General features: G+C 69.7%; 15 protein-coding genes. 6 read left to right on the forward strand and 9 right to left on the reverse strand.

What is annotated here, in order from left to right:
* The first annotated feature begins 43 nt into the window (after positions 1–43).
* Complete coding sequence (locus NV263_RS24065; protein ID WP_380758319.1) at positions 44–601, forward strand: amino-acid N-acetyltransferase; 558 nt, start codon at positions 44–46, stop codon at positions 599–601.
* Positions 594–1,109: an amino-acid N-acetyltransferase gene (locus NV263_RS24070; RefSeq protein ID WP_263248891.1), complete on the forward strand. Its 516-nt coding sequence runs from the start codon at positions 594–596 to the stop codon at positions 1,107–1,109. The genes NV263_RS24065 and NV263_RS24070 overlap by 8 nt, the downstream gene beginning before the upstream one ends.
* Here the strand turns inward: NV263_RS24070 and NV263_RS24075 are convergent.
* Both NV263_RS24075 and NV263_RS24080 read right to left on the reverse strand, forming a co-directional pair.
* The gene (locus tag NV263_RS24075; protein ID WP_317630365.1) at positions 1,106–1,720 is read right to left on the reverse strand and encodes an RloB family protein; all 615 of its coding nucleotides are present in this window, start codon (positions 1,718–1,720) and stop codon (positions 1,106–1,108) included. The two genes, NV263_RS24070 and NV263_RS24075, sit on opposite strands and share 4 nt — an antisense overlap.
* Positions 1,717–2,922 (reverse strand): AAA family ATPase, encoded by a 1,206-nt coding sequence (locus NV263_RS24080; protein WP_263248892.1) that lies wholly within the window; start codon positions 2,920–2,922, stop codon positions 1,717–1,719. The genes NV263_RS24075 and NV263_RS24080 overlap by 4 nt, the downstream gene beginning before the upstream one ends.
* A 293-nt stretch (positions 2,923–3,215) precedes the next feature.
* Between NV263_RS24080 and NV263_RS24085 the strand changes: the two genes are divergently transcribed.
* Positions 3,216–4,430, forward strand: coding sequence for an alpha-hydroxy acid oxidase (locus tag NV263_RS24085; RefSeq protein WP_263248893.1), 1,215 nt, complete (start codon positions 3,216–3,218; stop codon positions 4,428–4,430).
* A gap of 41 nt (positions 4,431–4,471) precedes the next feature.
* On the opposite strand, the gene NV263_RS24090 is transcribed toward NV263_RS24085, so the two are convergent.
* Entirely contained in the window at positions 4,472–5,734 is a 1,263-nt protein-coding gene (locus tag NV263_RS24090) for a sialidase family protein (RefSeq protein ID WP_263248894.1), read from the reverse strand.
* A gap of 209 nt (positions 5,735–5,943) precedes the next feature.
* Positions 5,944–8,385, reverse strand: a complete 2,442-nt coding sequence (locus NV263_RS24095; protein ID WP_263248895.1) for an FtsK/SpoIIIE family DNA translocase — start codon at positions 8,383–8,385, stop codon at positions 5,944–5,946.
* A 119-nt stretch (positions 8,386–8,504) separates the two neighbouring features.
* On the opposite strand from NV263_RS24095, the gene NV263_RS24100 reads away from it, so the two are divergent.
* A complete protein-coding gene (locus tag NV263_RS24100; RefSeq protein WP_380758327.1) occupies positions 8,505–9,341 on the forward strand; it encodes a lysophospholipid acyltransferase family protein in 837 nt (278 codons plus the stop codon).
* Positions 9,342–9,478: 137 nt separating this feature from the next.
* Here the strand turns inward: NV263_RS24100 and NV263_RS24105 are convergent, their stop codons facing one another.
* The 5 genes from NV263_RS24105 to thyX all read right to left on the reverse strand — a co-directional run bounded on the left by NV263_RS24105 (position 9,479) and on the right by thyX (position 14,270).
* Positions 9,479–9,715: a hypothetical protein gene (locus NV263_RS24105; RefSeq protein ID WP_263248896.1), complete on the reverse strand. Its 237-nt coding sequence runs from the start codon at positions 9,713–9,715 to the stop codon at positions 9,479–9,481.
* Positions 9,716–9,959: 244 nt separating this feature from the next.
* Positions 9,960–11,648 carry a ribonuclease J gene (locus NV263_RS24110; RefSeq protein WP_380758354.1) on the reverse strand — a complete coding sequence of 563 codons (1,689 nt, stop codon included), beginning with the start codon at positions 11,646–11,648 and terminating at the stop codon, positions 9,960–9,962.
* A gap of 32 nt (positions 11,649–11,680) precedes the next feature.
* The gene (gene dapA, locus NV263_RS24115; protein WP_263248897.1) at positions 11,681–12,625 is read right to left on the reverse strand and encodes a 4-hydroxy-tetrahydrodipicolinate synthase; all 945 of its coding nucleotides are present in this window, start codon (positions 12,623–12,625) and stop codon (positions 11,681–11,683) included.
* A 153-nt stretch (positions 12,626–12,778) separates the two neighbouring features.
* Entirely contained in the window at positions 12,779–13,405 is a 627-nt protein-coding gene (locus NV263_RS24120; RefSeq protein WP_263248898.1) for a TIGR03085 family metal-binding protein, read from the reverse strand.
* A gap of 112 nt (positions 13,406–13,517) precedes the next feature.
* Entirely contained in the window at positions 13,518–14,270 is a 753-nt protein-coding gene (thyX, locus tag NV263_RS24125; protein WP_263248899.1) for an FAD-dependent thymidylate synthase, read from the reverse strand.
* A gap of 166 nt (positions 14,271–14,436) precedes the next feature.
* On the opposite strand from thyX, the gene NV263_RS24130 reads away from it, so the two are divergent.
* Together NV263_RS24130 and NV263_RS24135 are read left to right on the forward strand one after the other, a co-directional pair.
* Complete coding sequence (locus NV263_RS24130) at positions 14,437–15,006, forward strand: toxin-antitoxin system HicB family antitoxin (protein ID WP_263248900.1); 570 nt, start codon at positions 14,437–14,439, stop codon at positions 15,004–15,006.
* Positions 15,007–15,025: 19 nt separating this feature from the next.
* Positions 15,026–16,003, forward strand: coding sequence for a DUF4097 family beta strand repeat-containing protein (locus NV263_RS24135; RefSeq protein ID WP_263248901.1), 978 nt, complete (start codon positions 15,026–15,028; stop codon positions 16,001–16,003).
* Positions 16,004–16,011 lie beyond the last annotated feature (8 nt).

Genomic DNA, 16,011 nt, shown 5'->3' on the forward strand with positions numbered 1-16,011 from the left:
CGGAGGCGCGCCACCCACCGCACGTTGGTTAGGCTTGCCTAACGTGACTGCTCCTGCAGAGGTGCGCCCGGCACGCGTCGGCGACGTCCCCGCGATCAAGCGCCTGATCGACCACTACGCCGGGAAGGTGGTGCTGGGCAAGGAACTCGTCACGCTCTACGAGGACGTCCAGGAGTTCTGGGTCGCCGAACACACCGGCGCCGTGGTCGGCTGCGGCGCGCTGCACGTGCTCTGGGAAGACCTCGCCGAGATCCGCACCGTCGCCGTCGACCCGACGTCGAAGGGGCTCGGAATCGGTCACGCACTCGTCGAGCGGCTCATCGACACCGCGTCCGAACTCGGGCTCCAGCGCATCTTCGTGCTCACCTTCGAAACGGCCTTCTTCGGCCGGCACGGCTTCCTGCCGATCTCGGACACCCCCGTGCCGCCGGAGGTCTACGAGGAGATCCGCCGCTCGCCGGACGAGGGCGTGGCCCAGTTCCTCGACCTCGCCCACGTCAAACCCAACACGCTGGGCAACACCCGAATGCTGCTGAACCTCAGCGAGCGGGGAACGCGCGGGGCGCCGACGGCCCGGGGTCTACGATGGGCCCGTGAATGACTATGCATCGACGGATATAACGATTCGGCGGGCTCGGATCGCCGACGTGCGCCGGATCAAGTCCCTGGTCGACACCTACGCGGGCGAGGTCCTGCTGGCCAAGGACCTGGTCACGCTCTACGAGGACGTGCAGGAGTTCTGGGTCGCCGAACACACCGGCGCCGTGGTCGGCTGCGGCGCGCTGCACGTGCTCTGGGAAGACCTCGCCGAGATCCGCACCGTCGCCGTCGACCCCGTGGTGAAGGGCCGGGGCATCGGCCACCGGCTGGTCGACCGCCTCGTCGAGCTGGCCGGCGAACTCGGCCTGCGCCGCGTCTTCGTGCTCACCTTCGAGACCGCTTTCTTCGGCCGCCACGGCTTCCGCCCGATCGACAGCGCCCCGGTCAGCCCCGACGTCTACGCCGAGATGCGCCGCTCGGTCGACGCCGGTGTCGCCGAGTTCCTCGACCTCGCGCACGTCAAGCCCAACACCCTCGGCAACACGCGCATGCTGCTCGAACTGCCCTAGCGAGCCCGATCGTCCGGCAGGACCGCCTCGACCAACCGCCACATGCCGGACGACGGGTTGTGCCGGTGTTCCTCGCCGAAAGCACAACGCCGCTTCGCCCGTTCCACCGCGTTCCCGACTCCGTGCTCGAAGTCGCAGAACCGCACGTTGGTCTTGTCGTAGTGCGGTACGTGCCGTCGCAGGCGTCTCTCCACGTCCGCGGCGGTTGGGAACGCGGATTCGCAGTTCTCGAAGTGCAGGATGAGCCAGTACTCGAAGCACCGGTTGGAGACCACGACGTTGATCCCGTGTTGTCGAGCCAACCGGAGGGCGGAGTCCAGATCGAACTCGTCCACGTCGACGACGCACCAGACCTCGTCGAAGTCCCTCGGGTGCAGTTCGGTCATTCTCGCCGTCTTGCGTACGAGGGTTAGCGGATCGACACCGTCGGTCAGGAAGTCAACGCGCGCCGCCTTCCGGGCGTACCGACTGTGGAGCGCGGCAAGGTACTGCTTTTCGGTGCGGTCCGCACCGCACGCCACCAGCAGCAGCGGCAGCGAGTCGAACCGGGGGTTCCGGCGCCTGCGACTGTTCTCCCGAGTAGTGCGCTTCCGGTCCGCCTTCCGATTCACCGCTCACCTCTCGCGGCGGCCACGAAGTTCTGATGATCCAGCAGCGGTACCGCGCCGTAGCTGCCTTTCAAATACCGGCGTTCGGTGTTCTCGCCAGAGCGAGGCCGGAAATCACTGAGAGCGTACAGCTCGCTCGCTCCGGCGTCGTTCTTGCTGACAAACCAGACCTCGTCCCGCTTGAGGACCTCGTCGTTCAACATGGTCCCGAGAAGACTCGTGTCGTGGGTGGTGAAGATCAGTTGCGCGCTGCGGGGATTGGTGCGCTCGTCCCGGAAGAGCCCGATGAGCCGCGCGGTCAGCAACGGGTGCAGGCTCGAATCGATCTCGTCCACGAGCAGCACGGAACCGTGATCCAGCGCCTCCAGCGCGGTAGGGATCAATCGTAGCCATGACCGGGTTCCGTGGGATTCGTCGGAAAGGTCGAACGGAACCTCGCCACCGACGTGCATGGTTTTGACGCGGAAATCTTGAAGTTCGGCCAGGACCAGATCAAGGTCTTCCAGGTTCTTCACGTCCAAGCCGGCGCGCGCAGCGGACCTAGCAAAACTTTCCGGATCGTTCTCGAATTCCTGCCGCATGGACCGTGCCAATGCGCTTTCGGCTCTCGCTCTCTCGACGACAAGATCCGTAATACCCAGGTCAGCCGCTCGAAGCAAGTCGACCACCCGACGCCTGTTGCCCTCGCCCCTTTCGATGAACGCGTTGAGCAGCTGCGGCGAATCGTCGCGAAAAGGACCCGAGAAACTCAGCGCCTCCGAGAAGAAGGAGTAGGGGCGGTCCGCAAAACCCACATTGAGCTGCACGGCGACGCTCAGCAGCAGCGCGTTCTCCCGGGTCATATCCTTCAACACGTCCAACTTGGCGCTGGACTCGGAAATCTTGCTGCCGAACCTGATCTCGCCGCGATCGCGATCGAACATGATGCGTCGACGTTTTTCCGGGTACGAGTACAGCCACTCCTCCAACACCTGGCGGTCATCCAACGAGAATCCGTAGGTGTACGGAACCCCGTCTACCTGGAACTCGGCGACGAAGACGGACGGCGTGTCCGCCGCACCACCGGTCAGCCTGAAACGCCTGCGCGGGATCCGTTCGTGTGCGTCCCAACGTCGAAACGAATCTCGGACCGCGGTCCGCATGAAAGCCAGCCCGTCCAGCAGGTTCGACTTCCCCGACGCGTTGGCTCCGTAGACGGCGGTCACGGGGAGCACGCTCCGGCCCCTCTCGATGGCAGGCATCAGCAGGAGCTCCTGCTCCTCCAAGAACGACCGATGGTTGCCGAGACGGAAGCTCCGAAGCATCCAGGCACCCCCTACCAAGCACGTTGACCCCGACACGTGCAAGTAAACCGCACAAGTGGCCATCTGGATACGCCCATCAGCCCACTCCGGCCCAAGATCACGGCAACGGGGGACCCCGGCGCTGGCGGGCGTGTTCGGACGGCGGAACGATCGCTAGGCTGCGATCAGCCCTCGCCAGAAAGGAACGGTTCTCGATGGTCAAGCGACAGTTCCCGCGCTGGTCCGAACTGCGCCCCCTGCTGCGGGTCAACGCGCCGCAGCTGAACCCGACGCAGCGCCGGTTGTCGCAGGCCCACACCATCGCGGACCTGCGAGCCATCGCGCGCCGCCGGACACCGCGCGCGGTGTTCGACTACACCGACGGCGCGGCCGAGGCCGAGATCAGCCTGCGCCGCGCGCGCAAGGCGTTCCGCGATGTGGAGTTCCACCCCTCGGTGCTGCGCGATGTGTCCAGTGTGGACACGTCGACCACCGTCCTCGGCAGGCCGTCGGCGCTGCCGTTCTCCTTCGCCCCCACCGGCTTCACCAGGATGATGAACCACCAGGGAGAACCCGCGGTGGCGCGCGTCGCCGAACGCGCGGGCATCCCGTACGCGCTGTCCACAATGGGCACCACATCGGTGGAGGACCTCGCCGACGCGGCACCGGGTGCGCGCAAGTGGTTCCAGCTGTACCTGTGGCGCGACCGGGAGGCCAGCCGCGAACTCGTCGAACGCGCCCAGCGCGCGGGGTACGAGGCCCTGCTGCTCACCGTCGACACCCCGGTCGCCGGGGCGCGGCTGCGCGACAACCGCAACGGCCTGTCCATCCCGCCCGCGCTGACGCTGCGCACGATCGCCGACGGCGCGATGCACCCGGCCTGGTGGTTCAACCTGCTGACCACCGAACCGCTGTCCTTCGCCACGTTCAGCCACTGGTCCGGCACCACCGCCGAGCTGATCAACGAGATGTTCGACCCGTCGCTGAACTTCGCCGACCTGGAGTGGCTGCGCGCGCTGTGGCGCGGTCCGCTGCTGGTCAAGGGCATCCAGAACGCCGAGGACGCCCGGCGCGTGGTCGAGCTCGGCGCCGACGGGGTGATCCTGTCCAACCACGGCGGACGCCAGCTGGACCGGGCGCCGACCATGCTGGAACTGCTGCCGGAGGTCCGCGACCGCATCGGCGACCGGGCGGAGATCCTGCTGGACACCGGCATCCTCAGCGGCGCCGACATCGTCGCGGCGCTGGCCCTGGGCGCGGACTCCTGCCTGGTCGGCCGCGTCTACCTGTACGGCCTGATGGCCGGTGGGGAGCAGGGCGTGCAGCGGGCGGTGGACATCCTCCGCACCGAGATCGTGCGCACCCTCCAGCTCCTGGGCGTCGGCTCGGTCGGCGACCTCGACACCTCGCACGCGACGCTGCGGCGCTGACCCGCGCGGAACCGCGGCCGGTTCCGCGCGGGCCCGCGGGCTCACCGCCCCGGACGCGGATCCACCGGCTGGGCCGGGTGCGCGGCCGAGGCGCTGCCGCCGTCGATCGGACCGGTGCCGAACCACGCCTCGCACGGCCCGCCGACGTAGTACTCGAAGTCGGTGGTCATGTGGATCACCGACCGCCCGTCACGGGTCGGCAGCGTGGTGGGGCTGAAGTTCCGGCACACGCTGCCCTCGTTGTACTTGATCTGCACCGGCGACGGGATCTCCCGCCAGCCGTGCGCGAGGTTCCTCGGGTCGTCGTTGACCATGAGCGTCCGGCCGTTGCCGGGAGCCCAGCCGCCGTCGTGGTTGGCGAGCATCTGGTACGCCAGCAGCAGCCGTCCGTTGCGCCCCGGTCCGGGCGCCCACGCGATCGTCGGCGTGCCCAGCGGCTGACCACCGGTGTCCGAGACGATCTCGGTGCCCAGGTCGTAGGGGTTGCCGAAATCCCACCCGTCGCGGGAGGTCCGCATCCAGACCGTGCAAATGTGCACCGGGTCGTAGTTGCACACCTCGTAAACCATCACATAAGTGCCGTCCGGAAGCCAGCGAACCCCTGACATTCCCGGTCGGACCCGGAATTTGTCATTTTTCACGGTCTCCCGCAGATCGGTCCAGTTCCGACCGTCCCGGGAACGCACCTGCACCAGTTTCTGATCGTGCTTGGGATCGCCGTCGTCGGAGTAGAACGCCACCAGGTCGCCCCGCTCGGACACGGTGAACTCCGGTTCCCACACCCCCGGTCCGACCGGCGCCTGCACGATGGTCGACAGGAAATTCCAGGTGCGCCCGTGGTCGTCGCTGCGCCACACGCGGATGCTGCTGCGCCGCTGGTCCGGGTCGGCACCGACACCGGCGGTGCCCGCCCACAACAGCGTGCCCGCGGGCATGTCGCCCACCTGCCTGGGCAGCTCGTACAGCGTTGAGCAGCACATTCCCTTCTTGTTCTGGCCCTCGGGATCGTGGATCTCGCCGAGCGGGTGGAAGCTCGCGCCGTCGTCGGTGCTCTCGTAGATGACCGCGAACCCGGCGTCGTTGACGTAGGTCGTCATGCTCGCCAGCACCCGCCCGTCCGCCGCCCCGGAGTGCTGCAGGCGAACCAGCCGCGGGTAGCTGCTGCCGCCCTGGCGCACCATCCGCCCCTTGTCCACGTCCGCGGCACCCGCCCCCGGTGGAGCGGCGTCCGCCCCGGCGGTTCCGGCCGCGACCACCATCACCAGCAATGCGACCAGGCATGCGCGGACTTTCCTGACAACCATGCGCGAACCCCTCGAAAAACGCGGCGTAACCGGACCAATGCCGATATCACGTCAGCGGCGGGGAATATATCGCACGAATCCGCGGCAAAAAGCCCGCGAAGAATTCCATCCGGCGCAATCTGAATTCGCAAACGGAGCAATCGCGCGAACAGCCGTGGAAAATCCGGTGAAAATGTGGTGGACGTCCCCGCGGGCGGACGTCCACCCCGCTACTCCTCGGCCGGACCGCCCCGGATCGCGTCCAGCGCGCCCTGCAGCTCGTCGGGCTTGACCAGCACCTCGCGCGCCTTCGAGCCCTCGGACGGGCCGACCACGGCGCGCGATTCGAGCAGGTCCATCAACCGCCCGGCCTTGGCGAACCCGACGCGCAGCTTGCGCTGCAGCATCGAGGTGGAGCCGAACTGGCTGGTCACCACCAGTTCGGCAGCCTGCAGCAGGAGATCGAGGTCATCGCCGATGTCCTCGTCGACCGCCTTCTTCTCGCCGGGCTGCGCCGCCGTGACGCCCTCGGTGTAGTCGGGCTCCTGCTGCTCCTTGGTGTAGGCGACGATCCGGTGGATCTCGTCGTCGCTGACGAACGACCCCTGCACGCGCGCCGGTCGGGACGCGCCCATCGGCAGGTACAGCGCGTCGCCCATGCCGATCAGCTTCTCGGCGCCCGGCTGGTCCAGGATGACCCGGGAGTCGGTCAGCGACGACGTCGCGAACGCCAGCCGCGAGGGGACGTTCGTCTTGATCAGGCCGGTGACCACGTCGACCGACGGCCGCTGGGTGGCCAGCACCAGGTGGATCCCGGCGGCGCGCGCCTTCTGGGTGATCCGCACGATGGCGTCCTCGACGTCGCGGGGCGCGGTCATCATCAGGTCGGCCAGCTCGTCGACGATGGCCAGGATGTACGGGTACGGCCGGTACTCGCGTTCGCTGCCGGGCGGGGTGGTGATCTCCCCGGAGCGCACCTTGCGGTTGAAGTCGTCGATGTGCCGCACCCGGTTGGCCTGCATGTCCTGGTAGCGCTGCTCCATCTCCTCCACGAGCCAGGCCAGCGCGGCGGCCGCCTTCTTCGGCTGGGTGATGATGGGCGTGATCAGGTGCGGGATGCCCTCGTACGGGGTCAGCTCCACCATCTTCGGGTCGATCAGGATCATCCTGACCTCCTGCGGGGTGGCCCGCGCGAGCAGCGAGACCAGCATCGAGTTGACGAAGCTGGACTTGCCGGAGCCCGTGGAACCGGCCACCAGCAGGTGCGGCATCTTCGACAGGTTCGCGGTGACCATGTGGCCCTCGATGTCCTTGCCGAGGCCCATGACCAGCGGGTGCGAGTCCTGCGCGGCCTGGTCGGAACGCAGCACGTCGCCGAGCCGCACCATCTCCCGGTCGCTGTTGGGCACCTCGATGCCGACCGCCGACTTGCCGGGGATCGGCGCCAGCAGCCGCACGTTGTCGGTGGCCGCGGCGTAGGCGATGTTCTTGGTCAGCGCGGTGATCTTCTCGACCTTGACCCCCGGCCCGAGCTCGACCTCGTAGCGGGTGACCGTCGGACCGCGGGTGAAGCCGGTGACCTGGGCGTCGATCTTGAACTGCTCCAGCACCGCGGTGATCGCCTCGATCATCGCGTCGTTGACCTTGCTGCGGTTCTTCGGCGGATCGCCGTCGACGAGCACGTCCAGCGGCGGGAGCTGGTAGTCGCCATCGACGTCGCGGCTGATCCGCGGCTTGTCCCCGCGCGGTTCGGCGGGTGGCGGCGCCGCCTTGGCCTTCGGCCTCGGCTTGGGCCGCGGTGCCGGCTCGGCCGGTGCGGACTCGGCTTGGACGTCGTCGAGCGACAGCTGCTGCTCGCCCTCCGACATCGAGGCCTGCCTGCGCCGGGACGGCCGGCGCAGCTTGACGGCCGCGGAGTCGGTCTCGGTGACGTCCGGTTTCCCGGCCCGTTCTTCGGCTTCCTGGCCGAGCCGCCGCAACCGCTCCGGGACCTCCCGCACCGGAGTCCCGGTGAGCACGAGGACCCCGAACAGCCCGACCAGCACCAGCACCGGGGCGGCCACCCACGAGGTGAGGCCGTAGGCGAGCGGGCCTCCCGCGACGAACCCGAGCGCTCCCCCGGCGTAGGCCCAGTTGTCGGCCCGCAGCGGCGATCCGGCGAGGATGTGCATCACGCCGAGCACGGTGAACAGCACCAGCAGCGATCCGATCACCACGCGCGGCCGGGTCTCGGGGTTCGTCTCGGTGCGCATCAGCACGACCGCGACTCCGGCCAGCACTACCGGGAGCACGACGGCCGCGGACCCGATCACCCACCGCAGCAGCCAGTCGAACCACTGCCCGATCGGCCCGCCGGCGTGCCACCACACCCCGGCGGCGGACACGACGGCCAACGCGAGGAACACCAGGGCCAGACCGTCACGCCGGTGCGCGGGATCGAGTTCGCGCGTCTTGCCGAGCGCACGCACGACACCGCCCACACCGCGCGCGACGCCACCTCCCGCGGACGACTTCGACGCGGGACGGCGGGACCGCGATTTCGAACCCGAGGAACTCTTCCGCCGCGCCGGGGTCTTCGACGACCCCGAACGCCGGGCGGCGGAGCCGTTACTCTTCGTGGCGCCCTTGCTGCGCGTCGAGCCCCGCCCCCCACTCGATGTACGGCTCGCCATGCCCCACACGGTATCTTTCCCCCGCCTCTCCCGTCACACCAGGCACAAACGTGTGCTGTTGCGCGATTTTCGGGCGAACCGCTCCTGCCTGGGCGGCGAGCGTGACATCCTCGACCATCATGGTTGCCCTGCCGTCCAGTCCGCACGAACCGACACGCCGGACCGACCGGGACAGGTTGTTCCGGGCCGCGTCCCCCCTGTGGCGGGTGCTGATGCGAGTGGACCGCGCCGTCATCGCGCTCACCGGGCGACTCGAAGTGACCGGCGACGTCCCGGACGCGGTCCGCGGCGGACCGCTGCTGCTGGCGGCCAACCACATCGGCAACATCGACGCCCTGGTGCTGATCGCCGCGTGCCGGAAGCGCCGGATCGCGCCGCGCTTCCTGGCCACGGGCGGCCTGTTCGACACCCCGGTCCTCGGCGCGGCGCTGCGCGCCTGCGGTCACGTGCGCGCCGACCGCGGCAAGAGCACCGCCGCCAACGCCCTGGACCGCGTCGTCGCGGCGCTGAACGCCGACCACCAACCGGTGCTGGTGTACCCGGAGGGCCGCATCACCCTGGAGCCGGACATGTGGCCGGAACGCGGCAAGACCGGAGCCGCCCGGATGGCGCTGGCCGCCGACGCGGCGGTCGTGCCGATCAGCCAGTGGGGCGCGCACGAGGCGATGTGCTACGGCATGGTCCGCGTCGAGTCCGCCCGCGACCTGTGGATCCTGTTCTCCTCGTGGCTGCGCGCCGTCCGCCGACGCCCGACGCTGAAGGTCCACTTCGGCGAACCGGTGGACCTCACCGACCTGTCCGCCGACCGCATCGGCGATGCCGCCCGCGCCCGCGACCGCATCATGCGCGCCATCACGACCGGCCTGGCCGACCTCCGCCACGACGAACCGAACGCACCCCACCACCACGACCCCACCCGCCCGACCACGGACAAACCCAGCCCCTGGCGGCCGTGACCCCGGACATCCGTCCCATGTGGACATCGCAGCGACCGCCGCAGCGGCAGCGCGTTCCGCGGCCAGCACGCGAAAGTGCCGGCCTCCCGGGAGGGAGACCGGCACTGTTCCCGCGGTCAGAGGAGTGCGAACGGACCTCAGCCGTTGGGGTGGTCGAGGACCGGGGCGTTGACGCAGTCGCCGGTCTGCGGCGAGGCGATCGGCAGAGCGATGCCGAGGACCCCGACATCGTCGTTGCACGCCTGGATCGGCAACACGCTGATGTTGTTGTCGTCCAGGAGGTTGATGCCGTCGTTGTCGGCGCTGTCGGCGAAGGCCGGGGCGCCGATCGCCATCAGCCCGGCAGCAGCGGCAGCAGCTCCCAGAAGACGCATGGAAGTACGCACCAGAGACCCCAATCTGTCATTGCGGTGTGGTTCCACCGGGTCGGAGACCTCGGATTCTCCGGGGGTCCGAGTTCCCCGTCCCGGCGCCTCCTCACCCTGACAGCGGAGCCCGGATCGAGCCTGTTGAGTCCTTCCAACGAGGATCGAAGTCCACACTGGAGTGAGACACGATCACAGCACGTGATCAGAAAAGTCCCTTACACCCGGTCAGACATCACGCGATCGGGAAAGATCACGAATCCACCGGGAGCACGTTCGGGACGATCATCGGGCGCCTGCGGTAGGTCTCGGCGACCCAGCGGCCGACCACGCGCCGCACCGCCTGCGCGATGCGGTGGGTGTCGGTGATGCCCTCGGCCTCGGTGCGCGCGAGTTCCATCTCCACCAACGGCACCACGTCGTCGAGCGCCTTGGGATCGTCGGAGAACCCGCGGCCCGACAGGGTCGGCGACGACACGGCGCGGCCGGTCGCCGCCTCCACCGCCACCGTGATCGAGATGAACCCGCCCTCGCCCAGGATCAGGCGGTCCGACAGCGTCGACTCGCCCACGTCCCCGACCGACAGGCCGTCGACGTAGACGTGGCCGATCTCCACCCGGCCCGCGATGCTGGCGATCCCGTCGACCAGGTCGACGACGACACCGTCCTCGGCGATCACCACGCGGTCGGCCGGGACGCCGGTCAACCGCGCCAGCTCGGCGTTCGCCCGCAGGTGGCGCCACTCGCCGTGCACCGGCATGACGTTGCTCGGGCGCACCGCGTTGTACAGGTACAGCAGCTCGCCCGCCGAGGCGTGGCCGGAGACGTGCACCTTGGCCCCGCCCTGGTGCACCACCTCGGCGCCCAGCCGGACCAGGCCGTTGACCACGCCGAACACCGCGGTCTCGTTGCCCGGGATCAGCGAGCTGGCCAGCACCACCGTGTCCCCGGCGCGGATGCGGATCTGCTTGTGCTCCCCGCGCGCCATCCGGGACAGCGCCGACAGCGGTTCGCCCTGCGACCCGGTCGAGATGAACACGACCTCGTGCTCGGGCATCGCCAGCGCCTCATCGAGGTCGACGAGCAGGCCGTCCGGCATGTTCAGCAGCCCCAGCTCGGCGGCGATCCCCATGTTGCGGACCATCGAGCGGCCCACGAAGCAGACCTTGCGGCCGTGCTGCTCGGCCACGTCCAGCACCTGCTGCACGCGGTGCACGTGGCTGGCGAAGCAGGCGACGATCACCCGCTGCGTCGCCTTGCCGATCACCCGGTCCAGGACCGGGCCGATCTCCCGCTCCGGCGTCACGAACCCCGGCACCTCGGCGTTGGTCGAGTCGACCAGGAACAGGTCCACGCCCTCGTCGCCGAGCCGGGAGAACCCGGCCAGGTCGGTCAGCCTGCCGTCCAGCGGCAGCTGGTCGAGCTTGATGTCACCGGTGTGCAGCGCGACGCCCGCGGGCGTGCGGATGGCGACCGCCAACGCGTCCGGGATCGAGTGGTTGACCGCGAAGAACTCCAGGTCGAAGGCGCCGTGCTTGCTGCGCTGCCCCTCGGCGACCTCGACCAGCGTCGGGTCCAGGCGGTGCTCCTTGCACTTGGCCGCGGTCAGCGCCAGCGTGAACTTCGAGCCCACCACCGGCAGGTCCGGCCGCAGTCGCAGCAGGAACGGCACCGCCCCGATGTGGTCCTCGTGCCCGTGCGTGAGCACCAGGGCCTCGATGTCGTCCAGGCGGTTCTCGATCGCGGCGAAGTCCGGCAGGATCAGGTCCACGCCGGGCGCGTCGTCCTCGGGGAAGAGCACTCCGCAGTCGACGATCAGCAGGCGACCGTCGTACTCGAACACGGTCATGTTCCGGCCGACCTCGCCGATACCGCCGAGCGCCACCACCCGGAGCCCGCCCTCGGCGAGTGGCTGCGGTGGTGCCGCCGAAACCGGCGTCACGGGGTGGTACTCGGAGGCGGTCGCCTTCGCGCTCAAATCTGGGTCACCTCTGCTGCGGCATCCGGATTGACCAGTACCAACCCAGCATCCCACAGGTCACTGGTGATCAATCGGACCTGTTCCTCGGTGGCCGCGGGAAGCGGCAGCCGCGGCTGGCCGGTCTCGTAGCCGCACAGCCGCAGCGCGGTCTTGGCGAAGATCACCCCGCCGACGCCGTTCATCGCCCGGTACACCGGCAGCAGCCCGTTGTGGACCTCGCGGGCGGTGGTGATGTCCCCGGACTCGTGCGCGTCCAGCATCCGGCGCAGCCGGTCGCCGACGACGTGACCGATCACGCTGACGAACCCGACCGCACCGACCGACAACCACGGCAGGTTCAGCGGGTCCTCGCCCGAGTAGTAGGCCAGCTCGCTGGAGGCCATCACCTCGCTGCCCGCCAGCAGGTCATGCTTGGAGTCCTTGACCGCCTCGATCCGCGGGTGCTCGGCCAGCCGCTTGAGCGTGTCGACCTGGATCGGCACCACCGACCGCGGGGGGATGTCGTAGAGCATCACCGGCAACCCGGTGGCGTCGGCGACGGTCCAGAAGTGCTGGAACAGGCCCTCCTGCGGCGGCCGCGAGTAGTACGGGGTGACCACCAGCAGACCGTGCGCACCGGCCTTCTCGGCGTTGCGGGCCAGCTCGACGGAGTGCTCGGTGTTGTTGGTGCCCGCACCGGCCACCACGGTCGCGCGGTCCCCCACCGCCTCGACCACGGCCCGCAGCAGGTGCTCCTTCTCCTCATCGCTGGTCGTGGGGCTTTCGCCGGTGGTGCCGTTGACGACCAGCCCGTCGTTGCCGACGTGGTCGACGAGATAGGTGGCGAGTTCCTGAGCCAGCTGCACGTCGAGCTTTCCGTCCTCGTCGAACGGCGTGACCATGGCGGTCAGGACGCGGCCGAACGGGCGGCCCGGAGTAGCAGTGGGACAGACGGTCATGGCCATGACGCTACCTGGTGACTCCGCTGCTCAACGCGGCCGGACCGGCCCGCGGAAACCCGTCGGCGAACCCCGGTCGGGGTGGTGAAATCTTGCGGCCACACCGGGATTCACCGGCAGAGTTTGCGCCCCGGCCGCCTCGCCCCGCCGCGGTCAGAAGGACCGGCGCACGTCCTCCATCGCCAGCACATCGGCGTCGTTGCCCTCGAACGTCACCTGCGCGCCACGGCGGCTGAAGGCGTGCAGCACCAGCTCGCTCGGCTCGCCGACGATGCGCACCGTGCGCGGCCCGCGCCGGGCCTGGATCTCGGTGCCGTCCGGACGGCGCAGCACCACGCCCACCGGGCTGCGCCCGTAGAAGACCTTGGCCAGCCGCGCGAGCGAACGCCACAGCGCTTCCTCGCGGTCCGGGTCCGACGCCCGCGGTCGCCAGTCGGGCTGGGCGCGCCGCACGTCCTCGTGGTGCACGTAGAACTCGGCGGTGTTGACCGCCTCGTCCACCGCGGCCAGACCGAGCGGATTCCACTTCGGCGGCCCCTGCCGGACCTGTTCGACCAGCTCGGGCCAAGACTGCTCGCGCAGTTCGCGCTCGATGCGCTCGCCCCGGTCGGCCAGGGCCTTCACCAGCTTCCCGGCCAGCGCGTCCGGCCGTCGTTCCCGCACCACGAGGTGCACGGCGAGATCCCGGGTCGCCCACCCTTCGCACAGCGTGGGGGCGTCCGGCCCGAGCCTGTCGAACAGGTCGCACAATTCCCGGCGTTCGTCACTGGCCACACCCATGCGACCACTCTAGCCACATGCGTGGCCGAACGCGGACGGACCGGCCGACCGACGGCTCGCACGCGAACCGTCGGCGCAGTGCGGCAGGCGGACAGGGGGCTGCGGACCGGGTTCAGCCCTCGGTGACGAACGGGCTCGAAGCGACCTCGGAGCCGTCCTTGAGCGTGGTGATCTCGAAGTCGCTGAAGACGTTCGGCGCCGCCTTCTGCAGCTGGCGCAGGCACTCGATGGCCAGCGCGCGGATCTCCACGTCGGCGTGCTCGGTGGCGCGCATCGCGACGAAGTGCCGCCACGCGCGGTAGTTGCCGGTGACCACGATCCGGGTCTCGGTGGCGTTCGGCAGCACCGACCGCGCCGCCTGCCGGGCCTGCTTGCGGCGCAGCGTCGCCTTCGGCTCGTCGGCGAACTTCTCCTGCAGCGCTTCCAGCAGGTCGGTGTAGGCAGCCACGCTCGCCTCGGCCGCCTTGACGAACTTCTCGTGCAGTTCGGGGTCGGCGGCGATGACCTCGGGCTCGACCATCGCGGCGTCGCGCTCGGGCACGTAGCGCTGGGAGAGCTGCGAGTAGGAGAAGTGCCGGTGCCGGATCAGCTCGTGGGTCAGCGAGCGGGACATGCCGGTCAGGTAGAACGTCACCGAGCCGTGCTCCAGCACGGACAGGTGCCCGACCTCCAGGATGTGCCGCAGGTAGCCCGCGTTGGTCGCGGTCGCCGGATTCGGCTTGTGCCAGGACTGGTAGCACGCCCGACCGGCGAACTCCGCCAGGGCCTGCCCGCCGTCGGCGTCGGTCGACCAGGCCACGTCCTCCGGCGGGAAGAACTCGGTCTTGCCGATCAGCTGCACCTTCGGCCGCACGATCTCGGTCACTGCGGGCGGACCCCTTTCCTGTTGCGCGGTGCCGTTCGACGACCACCGCTGCCGACTCCCCTGGCTCTTCTCGAAGCGTAACCGGAGGAGCCGACAACATCGCCACGACGCCAGCCGACACCATCGTGTCATTGCGCGACGCCATTCGTGGCGGCATAGTGACGTCATGGATCTGAGCCCTTACATCAACCAGCTGCGCGAGGACCTGACTTCGGCGGCCTCCGCGGGTGACGAGCAGACCCGCCAGACCGCCGCGGTCCTGTCCAGCGCGATCGAGCCGGCCGCCCGGCTCGCGATCATGAACGCCCTGTCGGACCTGGCGGCGGAGGTGACCACGCACCTGGACGGCCCGGTGGTGGACATCCGCCTCGACGGGCGGGACGTGCAGGTGGTGGTCAGCGGCGCCACCGCCGGGGCCTCCGAGGAAGCCGAGGAGGAGCCCCCGCCACCGCCGCCCAGCGGCGAGGGCGGTGACATCAGCCGGATCACGCTCCGGCTGCTCGACGAGATCAAGACGCAGGCCGAACAGGCGGCGTCGATGCAGGGCGTGTCGCTGAACACGTGGGTGGCGCAGGCCGTCCAGGGCGCCCTGCACGGCGGACGACCGCGTGGCCCGTGGGACCACCACCCGCGGCACGGTCGCGGCGGCGGACGCCCCTGGGGTCCACCGGGCAGTCCCCGCGGGCGCTGGCGAGGCGAGCCGGGTTCCCGCATCCGCGGCTGGGTGCAGGGCTGACGACCGGGAGGTGAACCACATGACCAGCGACGACACCTGGGCCACCGCCACCGGTTCGGACAGCGGCGGGTCCGACGAGGACCAGACCACCGAGTTGGTGCGCACCCAGGACTTCGACACCCCGTCGCCGATCCGGATCGACGTGGGCAACACGCTCGGCCCCGTGGTGGTCGAGCTGAGCGAGACCGCTGTGACGCACGTCGAGGTGCGACACGACCCGAACTCCACCGGACCGGACTGGCGGGGCGGCTTGGCCGGACTGCTGAGCTGGGTCACCGAGCAGTTCGGCGAGGCGGGGCTCCGCACCGGTCTCGACGAGCGGTGGCGCGGTCCCCGCGAACCGATGGCCGAGGCGGTCCGGCACACCCGGATCGACCTCACCGGCAACCGGCTCGTGGTGCGAACGCCGAACACCGCGCCGCTGCGGGCGATACCGCTGGCGGTGCACGTGCAGGCCCCGGTGGAGTCCGAGGTCGGCATCCAGGCCGGTGCGAGCGAGGTGACGGTCAGCGGGCGCGCCGGACGCGTCAACGTCCAGTCCGGTTCAGGGCCGGTGTCAGTGGGGGAAGCTCGCGACCGCGTCACGGTCCGCACCGGCTCGGGGCAGCTGCGCCTCGGCACCGCGCCGGCAGGCGTGCACGTGCGCAGCGGCAGCGGGGACGTCGAGATCACCGCCGTCGGCGCGCAGTCCTCAGTGGTGACCGGCAGCGGCAACGTCTGGCTGGGTGCGCTCAGCGGTGACGTCCTGGTCCGCTCGGGCAGCGGGGACGTGACGATCGCCGACGCCACCGAAGGCCAAGCCGAGCTGATCACCGGGTCCGGCGAGCTGCAGGTCTCGATCCATCGCGGCGTGGCCGCCGAGGTGGACCTGACCTCCTCGACGGGGACCGCGTCCAGCGACCTCGACGTCTCCGAGCAGGCACCGGAGGAGGAACCCTCCCTGCGGATCTTCGGCCGGACCGGGACCGGCGACGCCGTGCTGATGACAGCGGTCTGACGCCACTG

Origin of the sequence: Saccharopolyspora rosea (genome assembly GCF_025643595.1) — a bacterium.
GTDB lineage: Bacteria > Actinomycetota > Actinomycetes > Mycobacteriales > Pseudonocardiaceae > Saccharopolyspora > Saccharopolyspora rosea.

Excerpts from the sequence above, each read along its gene's own strand:
- NV263_RS24085 (WP_263248893.1), top strand. The coding sequence starts at position 3,216 with ATGGTCAAGCGACAGTTCCCGCGCTGGTCCGAACTGCGCCCCCTGCTG.
- NV263_RS24090 (WP_263248894.1), bottom strand. The coding sequence starts at position 5,734 with ATGGTTGTCAGGAAAGTCCGCGCATGCCTGGTCGCATTGCTGGTGATG.
- NV263_RS24095 (WP_263248895.1), bottom strand. The coding sequence starts at position 8,385 with ATGGCGAGCCGTACATCGAGTGGGGGGCGGGGCTCGACGCGCAGCAAG.
- NV263_RS24100 (WP_380758327.1), top strand. The coding sequence starts at position 8,505 with ATGGTTGCCCTGCCGTCCAGTCCGCACGAACCGACACGCCGGACCGAC.
- NV263_RS24105 (WP_263248896.1), bottom strand. The coding sequence starts at position 9,715 with ATGCGTCTTCTGGGAGCTGCTGCCGCTGCTGCCGGGCTGATGGCGATC.
- dapA (WP_263248897.1), bottom strand. The coding sequence starts at position 12,625 with ATGACCGTCTGTCCCACTGCTACTCCGGGCCGCCCGTTCGGCCGCGTC.
- NV263_RS24120 (WP_263248898.1), bottom strand. The coding sequence starts at position 13,405 with ATGGGTGTGGCCAGTGACGAACGCCGGGAATTGTGCGACCTGTTCGAC.
- NV263_RS24130 (WP_263248900.1), top strand. The coding sequence starts at position 14,437 with ATGGATCTGAGCCCTTACATCAACCAGCTGCGCGAGGACCTGACTTCG.
- NV263_RS24135 (WP_263248901.1), top strand. The coding sequence starts at position 15,026 with ATGACCAGCGACGACACCTGGGCCACCGCCACCGGTTCGGACAGCGGC.